Below are 19186 nucleotides of genomic sequence, written 5' to 3'. Positions count from 1 at the left end.
TGATTTTGATACCAAACGGGCGGGTACAAAACCCGCCCTACAATATCTAAAGATCCACCCCCAACCACGCCTTATGCATAGCCTTTTGCTGACGGCTTGGTTTAGCAACAGGCTCGATTTTTCCTATACCTTTTGGTTTATCAGCCAACACCAGTTGTTGATGCTGTAATCTGCCCTGACGGAAATAACTGACTTGTACCTTGTCGCCTGTTTTAAAATCCTGCAAACGTTGGCTCAAATCGCCCTTTAACTGCAAAGCATTAATAGCAACAATTAAATCTTCAGAGGTAAAACCCGCTTTCCAGGCCGGACTATCACGTTCAACCCTTTGCACAAGCGCAAAACCGCTTTTGTTTTCAGCAGTGATGCCTGCGAAACGTTCACGTTCTTTGCCCCTTTGCCATTGCAAACCAAAGCTGGCTAACAGCTGTTCAGGCTCGAATTTCATCGGCTGTTCTATTTGTTGTTGCCACCATAAGTTTTGATCTTCACCTGTCAGCTCGGAAGCAATCTGGATCACGTCTTCGGCGGTAAAAGCTGTGGTTTTAGCGAAACGCTGATACAGCTGATTATGCAGTTCGCGGTAGCTGGCTTTGCGGCCTGACTGCCGCAAAATTAATTCATCCAACAGCCAACTGGCAATATAACCTTCTGAGTAAATGCTGACATTAAAGTTAGCGCCATGATCTCCGCCAGAACTTATCCAGCTATCAAAACTACCTTCGGCTACCGACTGCACTAAACGCCCGGGAGTATGCATAAATCTGTGCAGACGTTTGGTCAGATCCTGATAAAACTCAGCTGTTGTCATTAAACCTGCGCGCAATAACAACTGATTCTGGAAATAACTGGTAGAGCCTTCAGAAATCCATAACAGACTGCTGTAGTTAGGATTGATATAGTCATAAGGAACCAATCCGGCGGGCCTGTATGCTTTGACATTCCAGGTATGAACTACTTCGTGTGACGCTGTGCTTAAAAACTCCAGATAATTCGCGCGGGGCGCAAAAGTGAATCTGTCGCGTTGGATCACAGTTGAATTTAGATGCTCAGTGGCTCCACGAACACCGTCTGTGGCGTGCACAATAAACAAATAACGGCTGTAAGGGTAACCTTGCCAAATAGAGTCAGTTTGCTGCACCAGCTTTGCTAAATCTTTTTGCATTTGTGTTGCGTTGTAATTGCCTTCGCCCCAAATCACCAGATCGTAATCTCGGCCATCGACCTGAAAATTGTGGTGCTGGTTGATGCCTGTTTCTATAGGTGAATCGGCCAGCACATCGTAATTAGCGGCAACAAATTTGTGTTCGTTGTCCTTTTTATCCATACCAGAGAAAGAGCGCCAGCCTTTTGGTACCTCCAACTGCACTGATACAGCTTCAGCTTTGTGTGGCTGGCTGAACATTAAATAAGCGCTGGCGTTGATATAAGCATGAGTTTCATCAATATGGCGGGTGCGTTCCACCAGTTGATTGGCATAGACTGTATATTCCACTACAACTTTACCTGTTGTTGCAGGCTCTAAAGTCCAGCTGCTTTTCTCAGCTTTTTGCCATCTGATCGCTTTGCCTTGCGCATCCACAGCAGTGAAGCCGCTGATGCCATTGGCTAAATCTAAAATTTTATATTTACCACTGCGCCAGGAAGGCAACATCAACGTCAGAGCTTTGACCTCTGCCACATTCAGCTCCATTCTGACTTTTGCTAAATGATGCTCTGGTTCAGTGATACTGATTTGATAATCCACTTGTGCCCAACTGTATGCAGAGCTGCATATTATGATCAGTGCAAAAAAAACTTTCAGAAAACTCACGCTGTAACCTCCAAAACCAAAAATGAAAAACAACCATAAATTCAAATAAATAGCGAATAAAACACCACCAAAAGCCAGATAAAAGCGATCAAAATTATGTAACCCACCTTGTACTATTACATTTTAACTTTTACTTTCAGATCAAATTCTGCTTTAATGCACAGCGTCCTGACAGGGACAACCCTATTAACTTCAGACTAAAAGTGAACAAGATGAACTATCTGACCTCTGCTGAAGAACAAAGCTGGTTACCTTACTATTTAACCAAAAAGTAATCACAAAAAAATACCCTACATCATTGCTGATTTGAAGCGGACTTTTAGTCCGCTTTTTTCATTTCCTGCCAGAATATGCTGTCGCTTTTATCATTATTGCAGATATACTTAGCTCAAACCGAGCGGGTTTTGTACCTGGGGAATTATTCTGGTGGCCGAGCAGCAAAGTGATGTAAGACAACAGCTGGCAAATGCAGTAAAAGCACGCAAGCAGCTGGAAGATACCTACGAAAGTCAGTTTAAAATTTTATCTCAGTTTGTCTCCAGGTTATCTTTGACCTGTAAAGGCATAGATATTGAGCTGGATAATAAGCTGGCACGTTTGCGTCAGGAATTTGCCAAAGGCACAGATCTGGAAAAAATTCTGCCTTTAGTAGAAAGCGCCGTTGAAACTCTGAAAACACTGGAATCACGCCAGCAATCTGAATTAAAGAAAGCACAAAGCACCATAACTGATGCAGGTAAACTACTGCAAAAGCAACGTGGTTTACCAGACCAGTTAAGACGTGATCTGCGTGATTTGCTGACTAAAGTAGAAGAGCCCTCTGCTACAGTGCAGGCGTTTTTACCTCATATCACCCGTTTAACAGAATTATATCAGTCAGCTTTAGCGACCAAACAGCAGAGCGAGCAAGGCGACACGGCTGATGACAATAAGTATCAGGCTATTTGCCGGCAAATTTCTATTGAACTGACTAACCTGCTAAGCGAATTGGCTTTTGAAGGTAAATATGGCCAGGACATAGAAAGAATTCGCTTAACTTTATTGTCTGATGTCAGTATTGAAGCGCTGCTGGAATCCTGCTTACGCACTATTGAAATTATCATTGCTTCAGTGACTGACGAGCGTCAGTCGGCTCAACATTTCCTGCTAAAACTAAACGAAGCCCTGACCGGGGTGCAGCAAGCTGTTGTTTCTTCGCTAAATAGCTCCAACAGCATCAAAGAAAAAATGCAGCTGCTGAACCAGCAAATAGAGCTGCAAATCACCAATTTAACTGCAGATACCAAATCAGCCACTTCGCTGGAGCAGTTGCAGTCTTTGGTCAGCACTAAACTGGGTGCTATTACCAATTCTTTGCGTGAAAAAGAGCAATTGGAAAGAGATGAGCGTGAGCTGATGCTCACCACCTTACGTCATATGGAATCCCGCCTGTCAGAACTGGAACAGGAAGCGACCCAATTTAAAAAACGCCTGGCTGAACAAAAATTCAGAAGCTTGCAGGATGCGTTAACAGAATTGCCTAACAGAGCAGCTTTTGACGAACGTTTTGAGCTGGAAATTCGCCGTTCTCAGCGTTATGGCAAACCTCTGGCTATAGCTTTGGCTGATGTGGATCACTTTAAACAAATTAACGATAACTATGGCCATAGTGCTGGTGATAAAACCTTAAAAGTCATAGCTCAGGCATTAAAACAAAGCTTACGTGAAACCGACTTTATCGCCCGCTATGGTGGCGAAGAGTTTATTATTTTGTTCCCGGAAACACATTTATCTGAACTTAAACAGCCTCTGGATAATCTGAGGGAGAGGATCAAGAAAATCCCCTTTAAATTCAAAGACCAGAACGTTCCCATTTCAATTTCTTTTGGTGCGACTGAACTCAAAACCTCTGACAACAACAGAGCAGCTTTTGACCGTGCAGACGAAGCTTTATACGAAGCCAAACGTGCAGGCAGGGATCGAGTCGTGCTGAAAAGCTGAATAACGGCGCAAGCCGGGTCATAAGGAAGTAATCTATGCATGTACAACTGAATCCTTTGGGCGCTATGGCGCTTTTGTCTCAACTTGAAGTTGACCGCCTGAAAAATAACACCAGCACTGACGCCTTTAGCTTATTCCGTAATTGTTGCCTTGCCGTACTGAACGTTGGCAGTCATACCGACAGCTCCAGTGAAATTTATGATCAATTTAAAAACTTTGACGTGAATTTATTAGCCCGCGAACGTGGTATCAAAATTGAACTCTTTAATCCACCAGAAAGCGCTTTTGTCGACGGTCAGATCATCCGTGGTATTCACGAGCATTTATTTGCGGTGTTGCGCGACATTCTGTTTTTTCATACTCAGCTGACCCACGCCAACAGACTGGATTTACAAAACAGCGATCATATTACCCATACGGTATACGACATTTTGCGTAACGCCCGTGTGATAGATTCAGCAGTAGAACCCAATATGATTGTCTGCTGGGGTGGTCATTCGATTAACGAAGCTGAATATAAATACACCAAAGAAGTAGGTTATCAATTGGGTTTACGCGGTATGGATATCTGCACTGGCTGTGGCCCAGGCGCTATGAAAGGCCCAATGAAAGGTGCAACTATTGGTCATGCTAAACAGCGTAATACCAAAGGCCGTTATTTAGGTTTAACAGAGCCAAGCATTATTGCCGCTGAACCACCAAACCCTATAGTCAACGAGCTGGTGATTTTGCCTGATATCGAAAAACGTCTGGAAGCCTTTATCCGGGTTGCTCATGGCATTATTATTTTCCCTGGTGGTGCAGGCACAGCTGAAGAGTTGCTGTATTTATTAGGCATTATGCTGCACGAAAAAAACAAAAAGCAGAAGCTGCCGGTGATCCTGACAGGGCCACAACAAAGCGCTGCTTATTTTGCTGAACTGGCCAGTTTTATTGAACAAACTTTAGGTAAAGAAGCGCTGGATCTGATTGAAATAGTGATAGATGACCCGGCTGAAGTGGCCCGCAAACTGAAACAAGGTTGTACTGAAGTACGGCAATATCGTAAGAGTTCGGGTGATGCTTATCACTTTAACTGGACCTTACATATAGCACCTGACTTCCAACATCCATTTGCTCCTACTCACCAAAATATGGCCTCTTTAGATCTGCATCTGGAGCAGGATAAAGCCAAATTAGCAGCTCATCTGCGCCGTGCTTTCTCTGGCATAGTAGCTGGTAATGTCAAAGATGAAGGTATTCGCGCCATCAAACAACATGGTCCATTTAAGCTGTCAGGCGAACCTGCGTTAATGAATCTGATGGATAAGTTGCTGCAGGCATTTGTTGCTCAGGGCCGGATGAAATTGCCTGGTTCAAAATATGAGCCTTGTTATCAAATTCTGAACTGATATGGCACATTTGTTATTACTCGACGGACTAAACTTAGTCCGTCGTTTATACGCAGCACAGGAACGCCCTTTTCATAACTCCCCTGCTCCTTACAGCGAAGCTACAGGCCAACAACTGCTGCACAATACCGCTGAGCAACTGCAACAAATCGTAGTCAAGCTAACGCGGCAATTTAAGCCCAGCCATGCACTGGCAGTCTTTGAAGTGACGCATCTGAACTGGCGCACCCAACTGTACCCTGCTTACAAAGCAGATCGTTTGCCTATGCCGGAGCATTTACAAACTGCTTTGCCTGCACTTAAACAAAAACTGGCCGATATAGGCATCGAAAGCTTTCAAATGCCCGATCAGGAAGCTGATGATGTGATAGCCAGCCTTGCTATGACAATGCGTAAACATCAGCAGCAAGTTACTATAGTGTCGACAGACAAAGGCTACTTACCTTTATTAGCTGAAGGTGTGGCTGTGTACGACCATTTTAATCGCCAGCAGCATAGCGCTGAGACAGTGCAGCAGAAGTTTGGCGTGTTACCAGAGCAGTTAGTCCGATATTGGAGCCTGGTGGGTGATAAAACGAATAACATTAGTGGTCTGACAGGTATAGGGCCAAAAACGGCAACAGAACTGTTAAAACTGGGGCCAGATATTAAAACTGCTCTGGCTCATCCGGATTGTCCGGCCAAACTAAAAGACAAGATTGTGGCGTCACGTGCAGAACTGCAGCTATTTATGCAGATCTTAAGCCTGAGAACTGATTTACAGTTGGGGCTTAACTTACAGCAAGTACGTTTTACAGCATGCTGAGGCAGAAGATGAAAGTAAAAACCATAGCCTTCTTACTTGCAGGATTAGTGCTGTATGCCGGTTTAACCAGTATTACCCTGATGTTTTACAAAGACGATCCTGATCAGATGAACTGGCAGGACAGAGAAGCCTTTAACACCAAATATATTTATAAACTGGATTTAACCAAAGCCATCAGTCGAAATCAGGTGATTGATTCTCTGGGTGGACCTGACATTACTGAAGCCAAAAAGCACCAGCAACAGGTTTATCAGGTACTGTATTACCGCACTCACAGAACAAAAACTGACGGCATTACCACCAAAGATGAATGCACTGCTATTTTATTTAAAAATCAGCAACTCATTGCTATAGGTGAAACCGCAGTCGAGCAATTTAACCAACTGGATTAAGATGGCAACTTTGGGATCTTTAACAGGGCTTTATCAACACTGCACTAAATTTTATGCAGAAAAGCACGAGCTCACTGCACTGCAGCAACTGGAATTGCTGCAACAGATTTGCAAGCTTGCAGCCCAACTGGCCTATCAATCTCCGTTGTTGCTGTTATCTCAGTTATCCCTGACTCCAGCCACTGGTTGCATTTCAAGCAAACTCTTTATCAAAGAAGCGGCTTTATTAACAGCTATTGCTATGGCCGGGCGCTGGCCTGAAGAATTATTTGTGCAGCTGTTAAAAAGCTGCCTGCTGCAGCATTTGTCTGTCACTGCTTTATTGGAAAAGTCGGCCAAAGCTGAAGAGCTAAGTGTTTTAGAACAACAACAGCTGAAGTTCCCCGCAGTAGTGACTATTAAACAACACAAAGAATTAGTGGAAAAAGCCGGCGTATTCAACCTGCTGCGTCAGTGTTATGGCAAAAACAAAGGCTTGGCGACCTGGCAAAGCCCTTATTTCAGCCAGTTGATTAGTTTTTGCTGGCAGCTGACACGCTTGATGTTACCTGGAGCAGGCAAATTAATAGCACTAGAAAAAATAGCCGTTATGCTGCTGCCACAAGCCACTGTAACAGAGCAGCAGTTCTGGCAGGCTCTGTCTTGTTTAAACAGCAGCAGCTACAGCACAGGGCGATTTGGGCGTGACTCTGATGCTAACCTTGCGCTGTTGCTGTGTGAAGTTAACAGCACAGAGCAGATGCAGCTGTTAGTCCAGCCGTATGACAAAAGTACAAAACAACTGTTGCCAGCACAAACAGCAACTGCAGCAGACTGGCAGTTATTAAACCCCAGACAATACAACCAGGACGACTGGCTTAACGGCTGGCAACAAGATAATAAACTGCTGCCGCAATGGCCCGAACCTGCAGATTTACCTGCATTAAGCTGGCTACAACAACTGAGCCATGCCGCCAAAGTAAATCAGCAAGCAGAACTGATAGAGCAACATCCGTGGTTGATGCAACAGCTGCGGGAAAAGGCCTCAGCACAAAGCAGGCAACAACAAAAAATTCAGTCCACTCAACATGCTATTGCCATGCTGGGTCAGGAACAACTGCTGCCTTTGTTAAAGCAAGCCTGGCTGGAGCAACATTGTCAGCAACAACATCAGCCCCTCCATAACTGGTTGCTGGAGTTCAGACGGGTATTAGCCAAAGCTTTGTATTTATTAACTCAGCCAGTAAAGTTTTATGCTTTAACGTCCCAACAAGCAGAGCTTTTGGCCTGGTGTTTATGCTGGCCTTTGTGGCAACAGTCCGATCTGCGATTTTTAGCCTTGTCGCATCCAACACAGCCCGTCAGTCTTATCAGCCCGTGGTTAAAACAGCAGTTGTGGCAAAGTGAGCACTATCAGCAACTGGCGCTAAAAACGCTGAAACATTTGCAGTTTAATCAAAGCTGGCAAGATGCCTGCCTGCATTATCGAGCCTTACCGACCTCAACGCATTCTTACCCTATGGCCTTTGTATTGGCTTTTACTTTTGATCTGGCCGCTTCTGTATTTTCCGATAGCGACGATAAAAACAGGCTGGATCACAGTTATAAATTTGTAGAGCCACATTTGGAAGCACAGCTATGCTCTGCATCAGATTGGCAGGCGCTGTTAATTGAACAAACCCAACCATTCAGCCAACTTATTGCCAGTTGTAGTTTTATTTCTCCATTTTCTAAAGTTATGCCGCAGGAAGTGACAGATTTGTCGCAGATGTCGGCATAAACTGGAAAATAAACACCAAAACTGGTATATTTTCGGCGTTTTTTCACAAGCTCAGCTACAACAGCTGTCATAAGAAGAATGTATAAACGTCAGCTTTGTGTTTAGTACAACAGTCCAAGTAAGATTAAGTCATTAAAGGAACGTTATGAGTTCACAAACTATTACGGTCATCAAAGGTGATGGCATAGGTCCAAGCATAGTAGAAGCCGCTATCCAGGTTCTGGATAAAGTAGGCTGTAACTTTAACTACGAATATGTTGAAGCTGGCTTAACTGCGTTAGAAACTACTGGCGAGTTGCTGCCTCAAACCACCCTTGATGCGATTGCCCGTAACAAAATCACCCTAAAAGGCCCGCTCACTACGCCTGTAGGTGAAGGTTTCACCTCTATCAACGTAACTTTACGTAAAAAATTCAACCTGTACTCGAACGTACGTCCGGTAATTTCTTTCAAAGGCACTAAAGCCCGTTACGAAAATATCGACATCATTACAGTACGTGAAAATACTGAAGGTATGTACTCAGGTGCTGGCCAAATCGTGAAAAACGAAGGCGAGCTGGCAGAAGCCATGAGCGTAGTGACCCGTGAAGGTTCTGAACGTATTGTTGAGTTCGCCTTTGAACTGGCTCGCCGCGAAAACCGTAAAAAAGTGACTATTGTTCACAAAGCCAACATCCTGAAATCTACCTCTGGCCTGTTCTTAAAAACTGCCCGTGAAGTAGCTTTGCGTTACCCTGATATTCAGGCCAGCGAGATGATCGTTGATAACGCTTGTATGCAGTTGGTGATGAACCCACAACAGTTTGATGTGATAGTCACAACCAACCTGTTTGGCGATATTTTATCTGATTTATGTGCTGGTTTAGTCGGTGGTTTAGGTATGGCACCAGGTGCCAATATCGGCAAAGACTGCGCTATTTTTGAAGCAGTACACGGCAGCGCGCCGGACATTGCAGGCAAAAACCTGGCAAACCCAAGCTCAGTGATTTTAGCTTCTATCCAAATGCTGGAATATTTGGGCATGAAAGATAAAGCAGAAAAAATTCTGGCCGCTTTAACTGATGTGATTGCATCAGGTGACCGCACCACCCGCGACTTAGGTGGCAGCCACGGCACTACAGACTTTACAGCAGCCATGCTGGAACGTTTGTAATATACTGAAAATGGGGTCAGATCACATTATTCGTTTGGCGAATAATGTGATCTGACCCCATTTTTTTGCCATCATCTGCGCTTCACAATACTATGCTCTGATAAGTTTTGATTTCAGGGAGAGTATCGATGTTCCAACTGTATTATTCACCAAGCACCGCCAGTATGGCGCCGCATATTCTGCTGGAAGAACTGGCTGTTCCTTACGAGCTGCTATTAACAGACACAGCAACAGGCTCACATAAAAGAGCTGACTATCTTGCGTTAAACCCTAACGGTACTATTCCAACTTTAGTGGACCGTGGTCAGGCTATTTTTGAAACTGCTGCCATTTGCCTGCATTTAGTCGATAGCCATCCAGAAAAGAACTTATTCCCAGCCCCCGGTACTCTTCAACGCGCTGAAGCTTACAAATGGCTGATTTGGTTATCTGCCACCTTACAAAGCACTTTAGTGGTGTATTTTTATGCGGATCGCTGGGTGAGTTCAGAGCAAAATGCAGCAGATGTAAAACGTCATGCAGAGCTAAAAGCCCAAAGCCTACTGGAACAAATGGATAAACATTTAGCCAGCCACTGCAGCCCATGGTTTTTAGGCGAAGAGTTCACACTAATAGATATTTACGCCATGATGTTATGCCGCTGGACCCGACATTTTGACGATAAAAAAGCCCGCGATTTCCCTTTTATAGCGCTCTGGGTACAAAAGGTATTAGCCCGCCCTGCAGTACAAAAAGTGATGGATTATGATGGGCTGGTTAAGCCTTATGTTTGATGGGATATCTGATATTTAAGGGGCAGGGTTTATCCCTGCCCTCTTTGTTTAAGCAGCGTTAAAACTTCCTCACATGCACTGTCACTTCCTCGCGGTCGTGGTACAAGTGCTTGGCTTGAATTTCGACGTCCAGCCCTGCTTCGTTGAAGTTATGCTGCATCATATCCAGCACTTCAACCACAGTTTCGTAGCGTTTTTTCATAGGTAGTTTCAGGTTAAAAATACTTTCCTGACACCAGTCATTGATCAGCCAGTCACAGACCAGCTTGCCAACACGTTGTGGTTTTTCAATCATGTCGCAGACCAGCCAGTACACGTTACGTTTGTCCGGGCTGAATTTAAAACCGTCGACCTGAAAATGTTTTACCTGGCCTGTATCCATTAAAGATTGCGCCATCATGCCGTTGTCGATGGCTGTTACCATCATGCTGCGTTTAACCAACTGATAAGTCCAGCCACCAGGGCAAGCGCCTAAGTCCACAGCTCTCATACCTGAAGTTAAACGCTTTTCCCATTCGTCTTTTGGAATAAACTGAATAAAAGCTTCTTCCAGTTTTAATGTGCTACGACTAGGTGCATCAGATGGAAACTTCAGCCGCATAATGCCGTTTTCCAGCGGGCTGTTGTTTTCAGGGTAAGAAATACCTAAATAAGCGCTGCTGCCACTTTGCATAAACAAATGCAGTACTGGGGCGCGGGAGTTTTCTTTTTGCAGCAATACGCCTGCTTTACGTAATGACTGGCGCAAAGGCACTGTCAGTTTACGGGCCAAAGTAGATAAAGTTTTGCCGTCGTTGGTTTCAGGGTATTCGACCCGAAGCTCACCAAAAGCAGATAATTCAGCAGCTATTGCCGATTCGACCACTGTAGTAATACGGTCGGCCGGATCCAGTTGCAGCATATCTTCCACCAATAAAAACCACTGGCGGGCAAAGATAAAATTAGTAAAGTCGTAGTCACGGTAAAAGGCAGCTAACGCCTCACTGTCGTAGGCTTCAAAAATGACAAAAGCTGCGTCTTTGGTCAGTTTGCAAAAACCAAACACCTCTTCCTGCGCTGCTTTATCCTGAATTTCGCCAGCACATTCTTTTTCAAAACCTGAACGGCAGTACAGCAAAAGTTGCTTCATGTTATTTCCTGATCCAAGGGCTGATGGCCAAAGCCAGCCAGCTTAAAATAAGCAACTGGCCACCTAAAGGCGCCAATGCTGAAAAATGTAAAGGCAGCTTAAATACACCAGCCACCAGAGTATAAACAAATAACCAAAGCCCAATTTGCATCGCAGTTACTGCAATACGGCTTAGCCATGGGCTTTGTTGTTGCAGCTTGTCAAAGGCAGATAAAGCCAATAAAGCCACAACATGAAAAGCTAAAATAAAACCTGCGCTTAAAAGCACAGCCAGTTGTTCTGTAGCTATAGTGCCACGCCATAAATGCATTAAAGCAGCAGCTGAACCTACAGTGACGGCACCATAAAAGGCCGCTAAGCTGCTGTTAATTTTCCAGAATACATTCATTAATAAAGCTCCTGCTTAGCAAAGAGGCTTGTTCAATAAGCTGCTGTTGGCTAAAACCTGATTTCTTCAGCGGCGAAAAATCATGATCGCCAGTTTCCAGCCACCTTATATCTATCAAAGGCCAGCCTTTACCAGCCAGTTCCTGAAGGCTGCCAAAAGGGTCTCTTTCCCCTTGCAACACCAATACAGGCCTTTTTAAATCGGCAAAATGCGCTGTTCGCCAACTATCTTTTTTCGGCGGGTGAAAAGGATAACCAAAAGCTATCACTGCTTTCACTTGCTCAGGTAACAAATCAGATGCAGCAAGCAGAGTGGCAACCCTGCCGCCCATCGACTTACCCGCAATAACCAAAGGTAAATCTGTCGGCATTTGGCTTATTTGCTCTAAAAGTTCAGCCATTAATACCGGCATTTTAGCTGGCAGCTGCCTTTTGCCAGTAAGGGTCTTTTGCATATAAACAAAGTTAAACCCCCAGACTTCAATACCTTGATTTGCCAGTTGCTGCGCTAAAAACTGGCAGAACTCCGATTGCACCGGAGCACCAGCGCCATGAGATAACAGCAATCTGGCGACAGGCTTTGGGGCTCTAACAAGAACACTCTGGGCTAATTGCTCTGGCATTTATTAATCCGGTGTTGAATTATTAAAATGTTGCTCAGCAAAGTCCTGCTGATCCAGCTCTACTTGTTTCGCCATCCACTGCCTGAACGCGACAATTTTGCCAAGTTCAGTCTGGTTTTCACGGCACACCAGATAATGTGAGTCTTTGCTCAGCAATACATGGTGAAACGGCACTATTAAGCGGCCTGAATTAATATCAGGCCTTGCCAGCACGTTATGCGCCAATGCCACACCCTGACCATGAATAGCCGCCTGTAATACCATAGCCGTATGCGAAAAAATTGGTCCCTGATTCACATTAAAGTTTTTAAAACCCTGACTGACAAACCAGTCTTTCCAGGCCTGACGTGAACCATCGTGCAGCAACGTATGATGGCGTAAATCCGCTACATCTTTTAATGGCTTGCTGCCGTTTAACAACAATGGCGAACAAACCGGCAGCAAGTATTCGGTATGCAATTTGTCAGCATGCAAATTCCGCCAACTGCCGCGGCCATAATAAATAGCCACGTCTACGTCGTCTGTTAATGAGCCTTCGTCTGAGTCAACGGCTTTAATCCGCACGTCTATGTCGGAGTGTTCTTCGCTGAATAAACTTAAACGTGGCACCAACCACTGAATCGCAAAACTTGGCTGTAAACTGACGGTTAAGGAACCTTTAGCACCGCGGGCTAATAACTTTTCTGTGGCTTCATGCAGCTGCAGGAAAATTTCTTTAATATCTAAAAAGTAGCTCTGGCCTTCTTCGGTTAAAAGCAAAGAGCGGTTTTTCCGCATAAACAGCTTTAAACCTAAATGATCTTCCAGGGCTTTGATCTGATGACTAATAGCAGCCTGAGTAACAAACATCTCTTCTGCCGCTTTAGTAAAACTAAGATGACGGGCCGCAGTTTCAAAAGCCTTTAACGCATTAAGAGGGGGTAAGCGCCGAGCCATAGCTTGCAGCCTTAGGTAAAATAGAATTAATTTTTCTAATGCGAATTATAAAGAAAGGCGCAACTTTAAACCAGCCACGCCTTCGAGATTAACAGGAATTATTTAGCTTTAGGAACGTAACCTTCGATCTGAACTTCTTTGCCTTCAAATAAAAATTGCTGCATCTGTTCTTCCAGCAATTTGCGGTGTTCCAGATTCATCATATTCAGCTTTTTTTCATTGATAAGCATAATTTGTTTCGATTGCCATAAAGCCCAGGCTTCTTTGCTGATACTGTCGAAGATTTTTTTGCCAAGCTCACCCGGGTACAGCTGAAAATCTAAACCTGCTGCTTCTTTTTGCAAATAAACACAAAATACCTGACGGGACATTATTCACCTCAATGCTTAGCTTTTAAAAAGGCCGATATTGTAAACGACTTCATCGCAAGCAGTTAGCTTTTATTCAGCCAGTTCTTTTCAATCCAGCTACGAATAGGAGCAGGTAAACCAATCTCCATCACTTGCTCTTTGTTATACCAGCTGCTGCCTGCAGGCTCGGATACACCAGACATTGGATGCCAGACCGAAGCATCTAGCTTGTAATGCGAAAACACATGCTGAAACTGTCCCTGTAGTTTGGCTTGTTGCAAAGCTTCCGCTGTTTCATCTACCTGGGGTAAAGACCATAAATCAGCCCAGATGCCGGAGTCCGGTCTTTTTTGCAGCAACAGCTTATCACCTTGCTCTATCCACAAAAAATGCCCTACTTTGGTTGGGGTGGTCTTTTTAGGTTTAGCTGTTGGTAATTCTGTTACCCGGCCTGTATTAAAAGCCAGACACTGAGTTTGAAGCGGGCAACTTAAACAATCCGCCTGCTTGGGTTTGCAGACAGTTGCGCCTAAGTCCAGCAAGGCCTGAGCAAAACGTCTGTTGTTTTGTTTTGGCGTTAGCAAATCGGCCAAAGCCCACAACTTTTTATCCACTGCAGAAGTGGTTGGCACACCTTCAATACCAAATAAACGGCAGAATAAACGCCTGACATTGCCATCCACTATCGGGCCATAAGCATCATAAGCAAAAGAGCGGATAGCCCCAGCTGTGTAACGACCTATACCGGGAATGGTTAATAAGTCATTTAATTCAAAAGGAAACTCACCTAAATCATGCACTATGTATTTAGCGGCTTTATGCAAATTACGGGCTCTGGCGTAATAACCTAACCCCTGCCATAACGCCATCACAGTGTCGGTATCTGCAGCTGCTAAGGCATGAATATCAGGCAGCTTTTGCATCCAGCGCTGAAAATAAGGGATCACTGTAGTGACCTGAGTTTGCTGCAACATCAGCTCGCTGACCATAACCCGGTAAGGGCTTGGGTCTTGTTGCCATGGCAAGGCATTACGGCCATCGGTTTTTTGCCAGTCGACAACAGTATCGGCAAAAAGATCAGGGCAAGTTAAATACTCAGAAGTCAGCACAGCTATCACTACTCAGGCTCAATGATTCAAAACGATACATAGCCTAGCATTTTTGCTGTTTTTGTTGAATCAAGATTAGCGGTTGAGCATTGGCGGCAGAACAAGGATAATGTGCGCCGCATTCGCAGCGCTATAAACACAGGCTGCATCACATTTTTTGGAGACCAAGATGACCCACCCAGAACAACCAAACACAGAGCCACAGAACGATGAGCTTCAGGAAAACAAATACCTGCGCCGTATTCGTAGCTTTGTTTTAAGGGAAGGTCGTCTGACCAAAGGCCAACAGCGCAGTTTAGATTTATTCTGGCCAACTATGGGTCTTGAGTATCAGGCCACGCCTTACGATATGACAGCCGTGTTTGGCCGTGAAGCCGACTTAGTACTGGAAATTGGTTTTGGTATGGGCAAATCTTTGGTGCAAATGGCTAAAGCTGCGCCAGATAAAGACTTTATTGGTATCGAAGTACATAAACCAGGCGTTGGTGCTTGTTTAGGTGAAGCCGAAACTGAAGGCGTAAAAAACCTGCGGGTATTTGAACACGATGCTATCGAAATTTTAAACGACTCCATTGCAGACAACAGCTTAAGTACAGTGCAGCTGTTTTTCCCTGATCCATGGCATAAAAAACGTCACCATAAAAGACGTATTGTTCAGGCCGAGTTTGCCCAGTTATTACGCCGTAAGTTAAAAGTCGGTGGTGTATTTCATATGGCAACTGACTGGGAAAACTATGCTGAACATATGCTGGAAGTGATGAAAGTTGCCGAAGGTTACAGCAACCTGTCAGAAACCAATGACTACGTGCCACGCCCTGAACATCGACCACTGACAAAATTCGAAAACCGTGGTGTTAATTTAGGCCATGGCGTTTGGGATCTGATGTTCAGGAAGGAAAGTTAATATGTTGGACAATACCAGTCAGCTGCTGCTGCGCAATATTGATTTTTTATCAGGCAAAGTGCTGCTGGTAGAACCTATGGCCGACCGTCTGGCCGCTGAATTAAAACAAAAAGCGCCAGAGCTGGAGCTGTTTTGTTTGACCTCAAACATTGCTGTTGCCAATAACTGGCAGCAGCAAAGCAAAAGCCCTTGTTATTTGGGTGATGCCTTGCCAGCTGATTTAACTGTGGACCGGGTGGTACTGTTTTACCCAAAAAGCAAAGATCAGCTGCAAAGCTCTTTAGCCCAAATTAAAACAGTACTGAACGACAAAACCGAAATCTATCTGGTCGGCGATAACAAAGGTGGTATTAAAAGCTTAGGTAATCAGGCTGAAAAGCTGGGGTTAAAAGCCTTTAAGCATGACAATGCCAAACACTGTTTATGGTTTGAGCTGGATGGTTTGTTACAAAGTGAGCTCAAAACTGCAGAGTTTCATCAGTTCAGTATCGAAAAAGCGGGGATCAGCTTAAGTCTTTGCTCTCTGCCTGGCGTGTTTAACCACGGCAAACTGGATTTAGGCACTAACTTACTGCTGGAACATTTAGGCCATATTCAGCAAGGTAAAGTACTGGATTTTGCTTGTGGTGCAGGTTTTATCGGAGCCTTTTTAGTGAAAAGACATCCGGAAATCAAACTAACAGCTTCAGATATCAGTACTTTGGCAGTCAGCTCCACAGCTGCTACGTTAAAGGCGAATAAACTGCCGGGCGAAGCCATAGCAGCAGATGGCATTCCGTCACGCAGTGCGGCTTATGACCATATTGTCAGTAACCCACCTTTCCACACAGGTTTAAAAACGGACTATCATATCAGTGAGCAGTTTTTCCGGGATGCTTTTAATGAGTTAAAGCCAGGTGGCACTCTGACTTTAGTAGCAAACGTGCATTTACCTTATGTGGCTCAGTTGACAGAAATCTTTGGTCAGGTAAAAGAGCTTGGTCGCCGCGATGGTTTTGTGATTTATTATTGTAAAAAAGACCGCAAATAAAAGGATCTGCTGATGAGACTGGTTTTTGTTGTTCTGGCTGGATTAACCTTCAATACTGGCGCTTTGGCGAACTGTATTCAGTCGCCGGAAAGAACACAAGCTTGTCCTCATCAGATCTATCGTCTTGGCCAACTGGAGAACATGACAAAACCCGGCATGTTATGTATTTGCGCAGCAGATTTTAAAGAGTTCCTGACGGTGCCAGCCGACGAAGATGAAGCTCATAAACAAAAGCTGAAACGCCTGAAGCTGGAATACGCTTTAGGTCAGAAAATTGAGCCGATCCTGCAAGTATTAAGAGACTGACTCTGCCTACTGGCTCAATACAATTTGTCGTGGATTAAACTCACCCAAATACTCTTCGGCTTGTTGCAACAGCGCCGGTACCAGAAATAACTTACCCTGCTCAACCCAATAAATAGCATGTTGTTCAAACATAATAGCCAGCTTAATAGCTTTGGATTTATCACAAAGCACAGCCCAGCTTTTTTCCTGAAAACTTAAATCCGGTGAACAACCGACTATCTCACGGTAAGGCACATTCATGCTGTCGAGGGTGTTGGCAAAGTGATTATCAAGCAATAAATTTCTGGAAGGGTTTTGTACATGGCCACAAGGGTTTTGGGCACTGATAATAGCAAAGTTAATTTGATCGCCAAGGGGTTGATGGCACAAAAAAACACTCGTTTTGTAGTTATCCCATAAGTCCATGGTTTTATCTCATCGCCACAAGTGCAATCACTATAAACCTGTTTTTATTTTTTGTCAGGGGATTAGCTGCAGTTACTGGTGAAAGTTTGCAAATGCGTGTAACTTCAATATTATAGCTTTGATAACAGATTGACGGATGGCGGAAGGATTAATGGGTCCAGCGTTAAAAGCGAGTTCAATCAAAAGCGCACTAATATGGGTTGTCATGCTGATTTGCAGCATAACTCTGTGTGTGTCCCTGACCATTGCCACCTTACAAGATGTTAAAGCTGAAAAGAAAAACCTGTCTGAACAACTTCACTCTTACGCCGCCATTATTGCCTTTAACGCCGTAGGTTCTATCGAAACAGATGATTCAGAAATTGAAGACAAACGTATAGCGTCTTTTACTGCCGAATCCCGTCTGCATAATATTCATATTTATAAAGTTCAGGAAAACGGCGAGCTGAGCTTTTTTGCCAGTTACAACAGAAGAGATGTTGGCCCCTATCCTACTCAGTTCAACAAAGTAGAACAGTACCAAAATGCCACCATAGGGGATGGGGTAATGGAGCTGACTAAAAAAATTGAATCTGGCGGTAAATTAATAGGTTATGTCTATATACGCGCCAGTCTGGATGAACTGAGCCGTTATGTGCAAAACCGGGTGTTATTCGACATATTAATTGCGCTCTGCTCCTTGATAGGTGCTTTTATTATCGCCAACAGATTACAACGTCGTTTTACCAAACCGCTTTACAGCTTGCTGGCTTTAGTACAAAAAATTTCTAAAGAAAAAGATTATCAAATCCGTGTGCCCACTATGGAGATAGTAGAATTTCATAACCTGGGCCGGGCAATCAACACTATGCTGGACAGAACTGAACAGCAAATGACTAAACTGCGCAGCGCCGAAAGTGAAATACGCCAGCTTAACCAGGATTTGGAACAAAAAATCAGTGACAGAACCCTGGCTTTGAAAACCTCTAATCAGGATTTACTGAACACCTTATCGACCTTGCACCAATATCAGAATCAAATTGTTGAAACTGAAAAAATGGCCAGTTTAGGTCAGATGGTGGCTGGGGTGGCGCATGAAGTAAATACGCCTATAGGGCTTGGGGTGACAGCTTCAACTTTAATGCAGGACAAGCTGGCAGAAATACAAAAAGCTTTTGATGATAAGAAGTTAACCTCCAGTCAGTTAGCCAAATTTCTTAGCGACAGCGCTGAAAACCTTGGCATTATTTACCGTAATCTTGAACGTGCTGCTAACCTGATCCGTAGCTTCAAACAAGTGGCAGTGGACCAATCCAACGACAACAGAAGATACTTCAATATGCACCAGTTGCTGAATGAAGTCCTGCTGTCACTGCGGCCTAACCTGAAAAAAACTCAGCATCAGGTGATACTAAATTGTGATGAAAGTTTAGAACTGGAAAGTAAACCAGGCCCTATCAGCCAGATCCTGATTAATCTTATTATGAACAGCCTGATCCACGCCTTTGAAAATAAAGAACAAGGCACTATGACCATTAGTGTGACTCTGGCCAATAGTCGTTGTTACCTGCATTATCAGGATAACGGTGCCGGTGTGCCGGAGAATATTAAAAAACGCATTTTCGATCCTTTTGTCACAACCAAAAGGGGTGAAGGTGGCAGCGGTCTGGGTATGCATTTAGTCTATAATCTGGTGACTCAGGCTCTAAACGGTAAAATTCAGCTAGAAAGTTCTTTGGATCATGGCATCGACATTCAAATCGACTTTCCGGTGATCCCTAAATAAGATAACTACCTGAACAACAACATATTTTTCAACTAATTAAATTAGCTTAGGCTAATTGTTAACAAATAAACTTGTTAACAAAATCTGTGGTCTATATAATTGCTCAGACAATGACCATAGGTCACTCTCTTTCTAAAAAGATACAAATCAAATACTTAATTAAGTTCACATAAGGT

The 19186-nt window shown here is 44.1% G+C and carries 19 protein-coding genes; 11 read left to right on the top strand and 8 right to left on the bottom strand.

The window, feature by feature from the left end:
- Window positions 1–46: 46 nt before the first annotated feature.
- Window positions 47–1747: a PDZ domain-containing protein gene (locus P3C17_RS04280; protein WP_300928262.1), complete on the bottom strand. Its 1701-nt coding sequence runs from the start codon at window positions 1745–1747 to the stop codon at window positions 47–49.
- Window positions 1748–2239: 492 nt separating this feature from the next.
- On the opposite strand from P3C17_RS04280, the gene P3C17_RS04275 reads away from it, so the two are divergent.
- The 7 genes from P3C17_RS04275 (at window position 2240) to P3C17_RS04245 (ending at window position 10066) form a co-directional block, all read left to right on the top strand.
- Entirely contained in the window at window positions 2240–3793 is a 1554-nt protein-coding gene (locus tag P3C17_RS04275; protein WP_300928261.1) for a GGDEF domain-containing protein, read from the top strand.
- A 35-nt stretch (window positions 3794–3828) separates the two neighbouring features.
- Entirely contained in the window at window positions 3829–5184 is a 1356-nt protein-coding gene (gene ppnN / locus P3C17_RS04270) for a nucleotide 5'-monophosphate nucleosidase PpnN (protein WP_300928260.1), read from the top strand.
- Between the two features lies 1 nt (window position 5185).
- Window positions 5186–5989, top strand: coding sequence for a flap endonuclease Xni (xni, locus tag P3C17_RS04265; RefSeq protein WP_300928259.1), 804 nt, complete (start codon window positions 5186–5188; stop codon window positions 5987–5989).
- 8 nt (window positions 5990–5997) lie between these two features.
- On the top strand, window positions 5998–6381 hold the full coding sequence (locus tag P3C17_RS04260) for a DUF3192 domain-containing protein (RefSeq protein ID WP_233079240.1): 384 nt from the start codon (window positions 5998–6000) through the stop codon (window positions 6379–6381).
- A 1-nt stretch (window position 6382) separates the two neighbouring features.
- Window positions 6383–8140, top strand: coding sequence for a hypothetical protein (locus P3C17_RS04255; RefSeq protein ID WP_300928258.1), 1758 nt, complete (start codon window positions 6383–6385; stop codon window positions 8138–8140).
- A gap of 145 nt (window positions 8141–8285) precedes the next feature.
- The gene (locus P3C17_RS04250) at window positions 8286–9293 is read left to right on the top strand and encodes an isocitrate dehydrogenase (protein ID WP_127021037.1); all 1008 of its coding nucleotides are present in this window, start codon (window positions 8286–8288) and stop codon (window positions 9291–9293) included.
- Window positions 9294–9421: 128 nt separating this feature from the next.
- Window positions 9422–10066, top strand: a complete 645-nt coding sequence (locus tag P3C17_RS04245; protein WP_300928257.1) for a glutathione S-transferase family protein — start codon at window positions 9422–9424, stop codon at window positions 10064–10066.
- 58 nt (window positions 10067–10124) lie between these two features.
- Here the strand turns inward: P3C17_RS04245 and rlmM are convergent, their stop codons facing one another.
- The 6 genes from rlmM to mutY form a co-directional block, all read right to left on the bottom strand.
- The gene (gene rlmM / locus P3C17_RS04240) at window positions 10125–11195 is read right to left on the bottom strand and encodes a 23S rRNA (cytidine(2498)-2'-O)-methyltransferase RlmM (protein ID WP_300928256.1); all 1071 of its coding nucleotides are present in this window, start codon (window positions 11193–11195) and stop codon (window positions 10125–10127) included.
- 1 nt (window position 11196) lies between these two features.
- Complete coding sequence (locus P3C17_RS04235; RefSeq protein WP_300928255.1) at window positions 11197–11583, bottom strand: hypothetical protein; 387 nt, start codon at window positions 11581–11583, stop codon at window positions 11197–11199.
- Entirely contained in the window at window positions 11561–12205 is a 645-nt protein-coding gene (locus P3C17_RS04230; protein ID WP_300928254.1) for an alpha/beta fold hydrolase, read from the bottom strand. Before P3C17_RS04230 ends, P3C17_RS04235 begins: the two co-directional genes overlap by 23 nt.
- Window positions 12206–12208: 3 nt before the next feature.
- Window positions 12209–13141, bottom strand: coding sequence for a transcriptional regulator GcvA (locus tag P3C17_RS04225; protein ID WP_300928253.1), 933 nt, complete (start codon window positions 13139–13141; stop codon window positions 12209–12211).
- 98 nt (window positions 13142–13239) lie between these two features.
- Complete coding sequence (locus P3C17_RS04220) at window positions 13240–13512, bottom strand: oxidative damage protection protein (RefSeq protein WP_008900661.1); 273 nt, start codon at window positions 13510–13512, stop codon at window positions 13240–13242.
- 62 nt (window positions 13513–13574) lie between these two features.
- The gene (gene mutY, locus P3C17_RS04215; RefSeq protein WP_300928252.1) at window positions 13575–14600 is read right to left on the bottom strand and encodes an A/G-specific adenine glycosylase; all 1026 of its coding nucleotides are present in this window, start codon (window positions 14598–14600) and stop codon (window positions 13575–13577) included.
- A gap of 169 nt (window positions 14601–14769) precedes the next feature.
- On the opposite strand from mutY, the gene trmB reads away from it, so the two are divergent.
- The 3 genes from trmB to P3C17_RS04200 are packed head-to-tail and all read left to right on the top strand — an operon-like array spanning window position 14770 to window position 16840.
- Window positions 14770–15504: a tRNA (guanosine(46)-N7)-methyltransferase TrmB gene (gene trmB, locus P3C17_RS04210; RefSeq protein WP_300928251.1), complete on the top strand. Its 735-nt coding sequence runs from the start codon at window positions 14770–14772 to the stop codon at window positions 15502–15504.
- 1 nt (window position 15505) lies between these two features.
- Window positions 15506–16534 (top strand): class I SAM-dependent methyltransferase, encoded by a 1029-nt coding sequence (locus P3C17_RS04205; protein ID WP_300928250.1) that lies wholly within the window; start codon window positions 15506–15508, stop codon window positions 16532–16534.
- 12 nt (window positions 16535–16546) lie between these two features.
- Complete coding sequence (locus tag P3C17_RS04200) at window positions 16547–16840, top strand: hypothetical protein (RefSeq protein ID WP_300928249.1); 294 nt, start codon at window positions 16547–16549, stop codon at window positions 16838–16840.
- Window positions 16841–16846: 6 nt separating this feature from the next.
- Here the strand turns inward: P3C17_RS04200 and P3C17_RS04195 are convergent, their stop codons facing one another.
- Complete coding sequence (locus P3C17_RS04195; protein ID WP_300928248.1) at window positions 16847–17245, bottom strand: DUF3293 domain-containing protein; 399 nt, start codon at window positions 17243–17245, stop codon at window positions 16847–16849.
- A 232-nt stretch (window positions 17246–17477) separates the two neighbouring features.
- On the opposite strand from P3C17_RS04195, the gene P3C17_RS04190 reads away from it, so the two are divergent.
- Window positions 17478–19010: a HAMP domain-containing sensor histidine kinase gene (locus P3C17_RS04190; protein WP_300928247.1), complete on the top strand. Its 1533-nt coding sequence runs from the start codon at window positions 17478–17480 to the stop codon at window positions 19008–19010.
- Window positions 19011–19186 lie beyond the last annotated feature (176 nt).

Origin of the sequence: Rheinheimera sp. 1928-s (assembly GCF_029269265.1) — a bacterium.
Taxonomy (GTDB): domain Bacteria; phylum Pseudomonadota; class Gammaproteobacteria; order Enterobacterales; family Alteromonadaceae; genus Pararheinheimera.
Note: the sequence above shows the minus strand (reverse complement) of the source record. Positions and strands in the feature narration are given on the sequence as shown.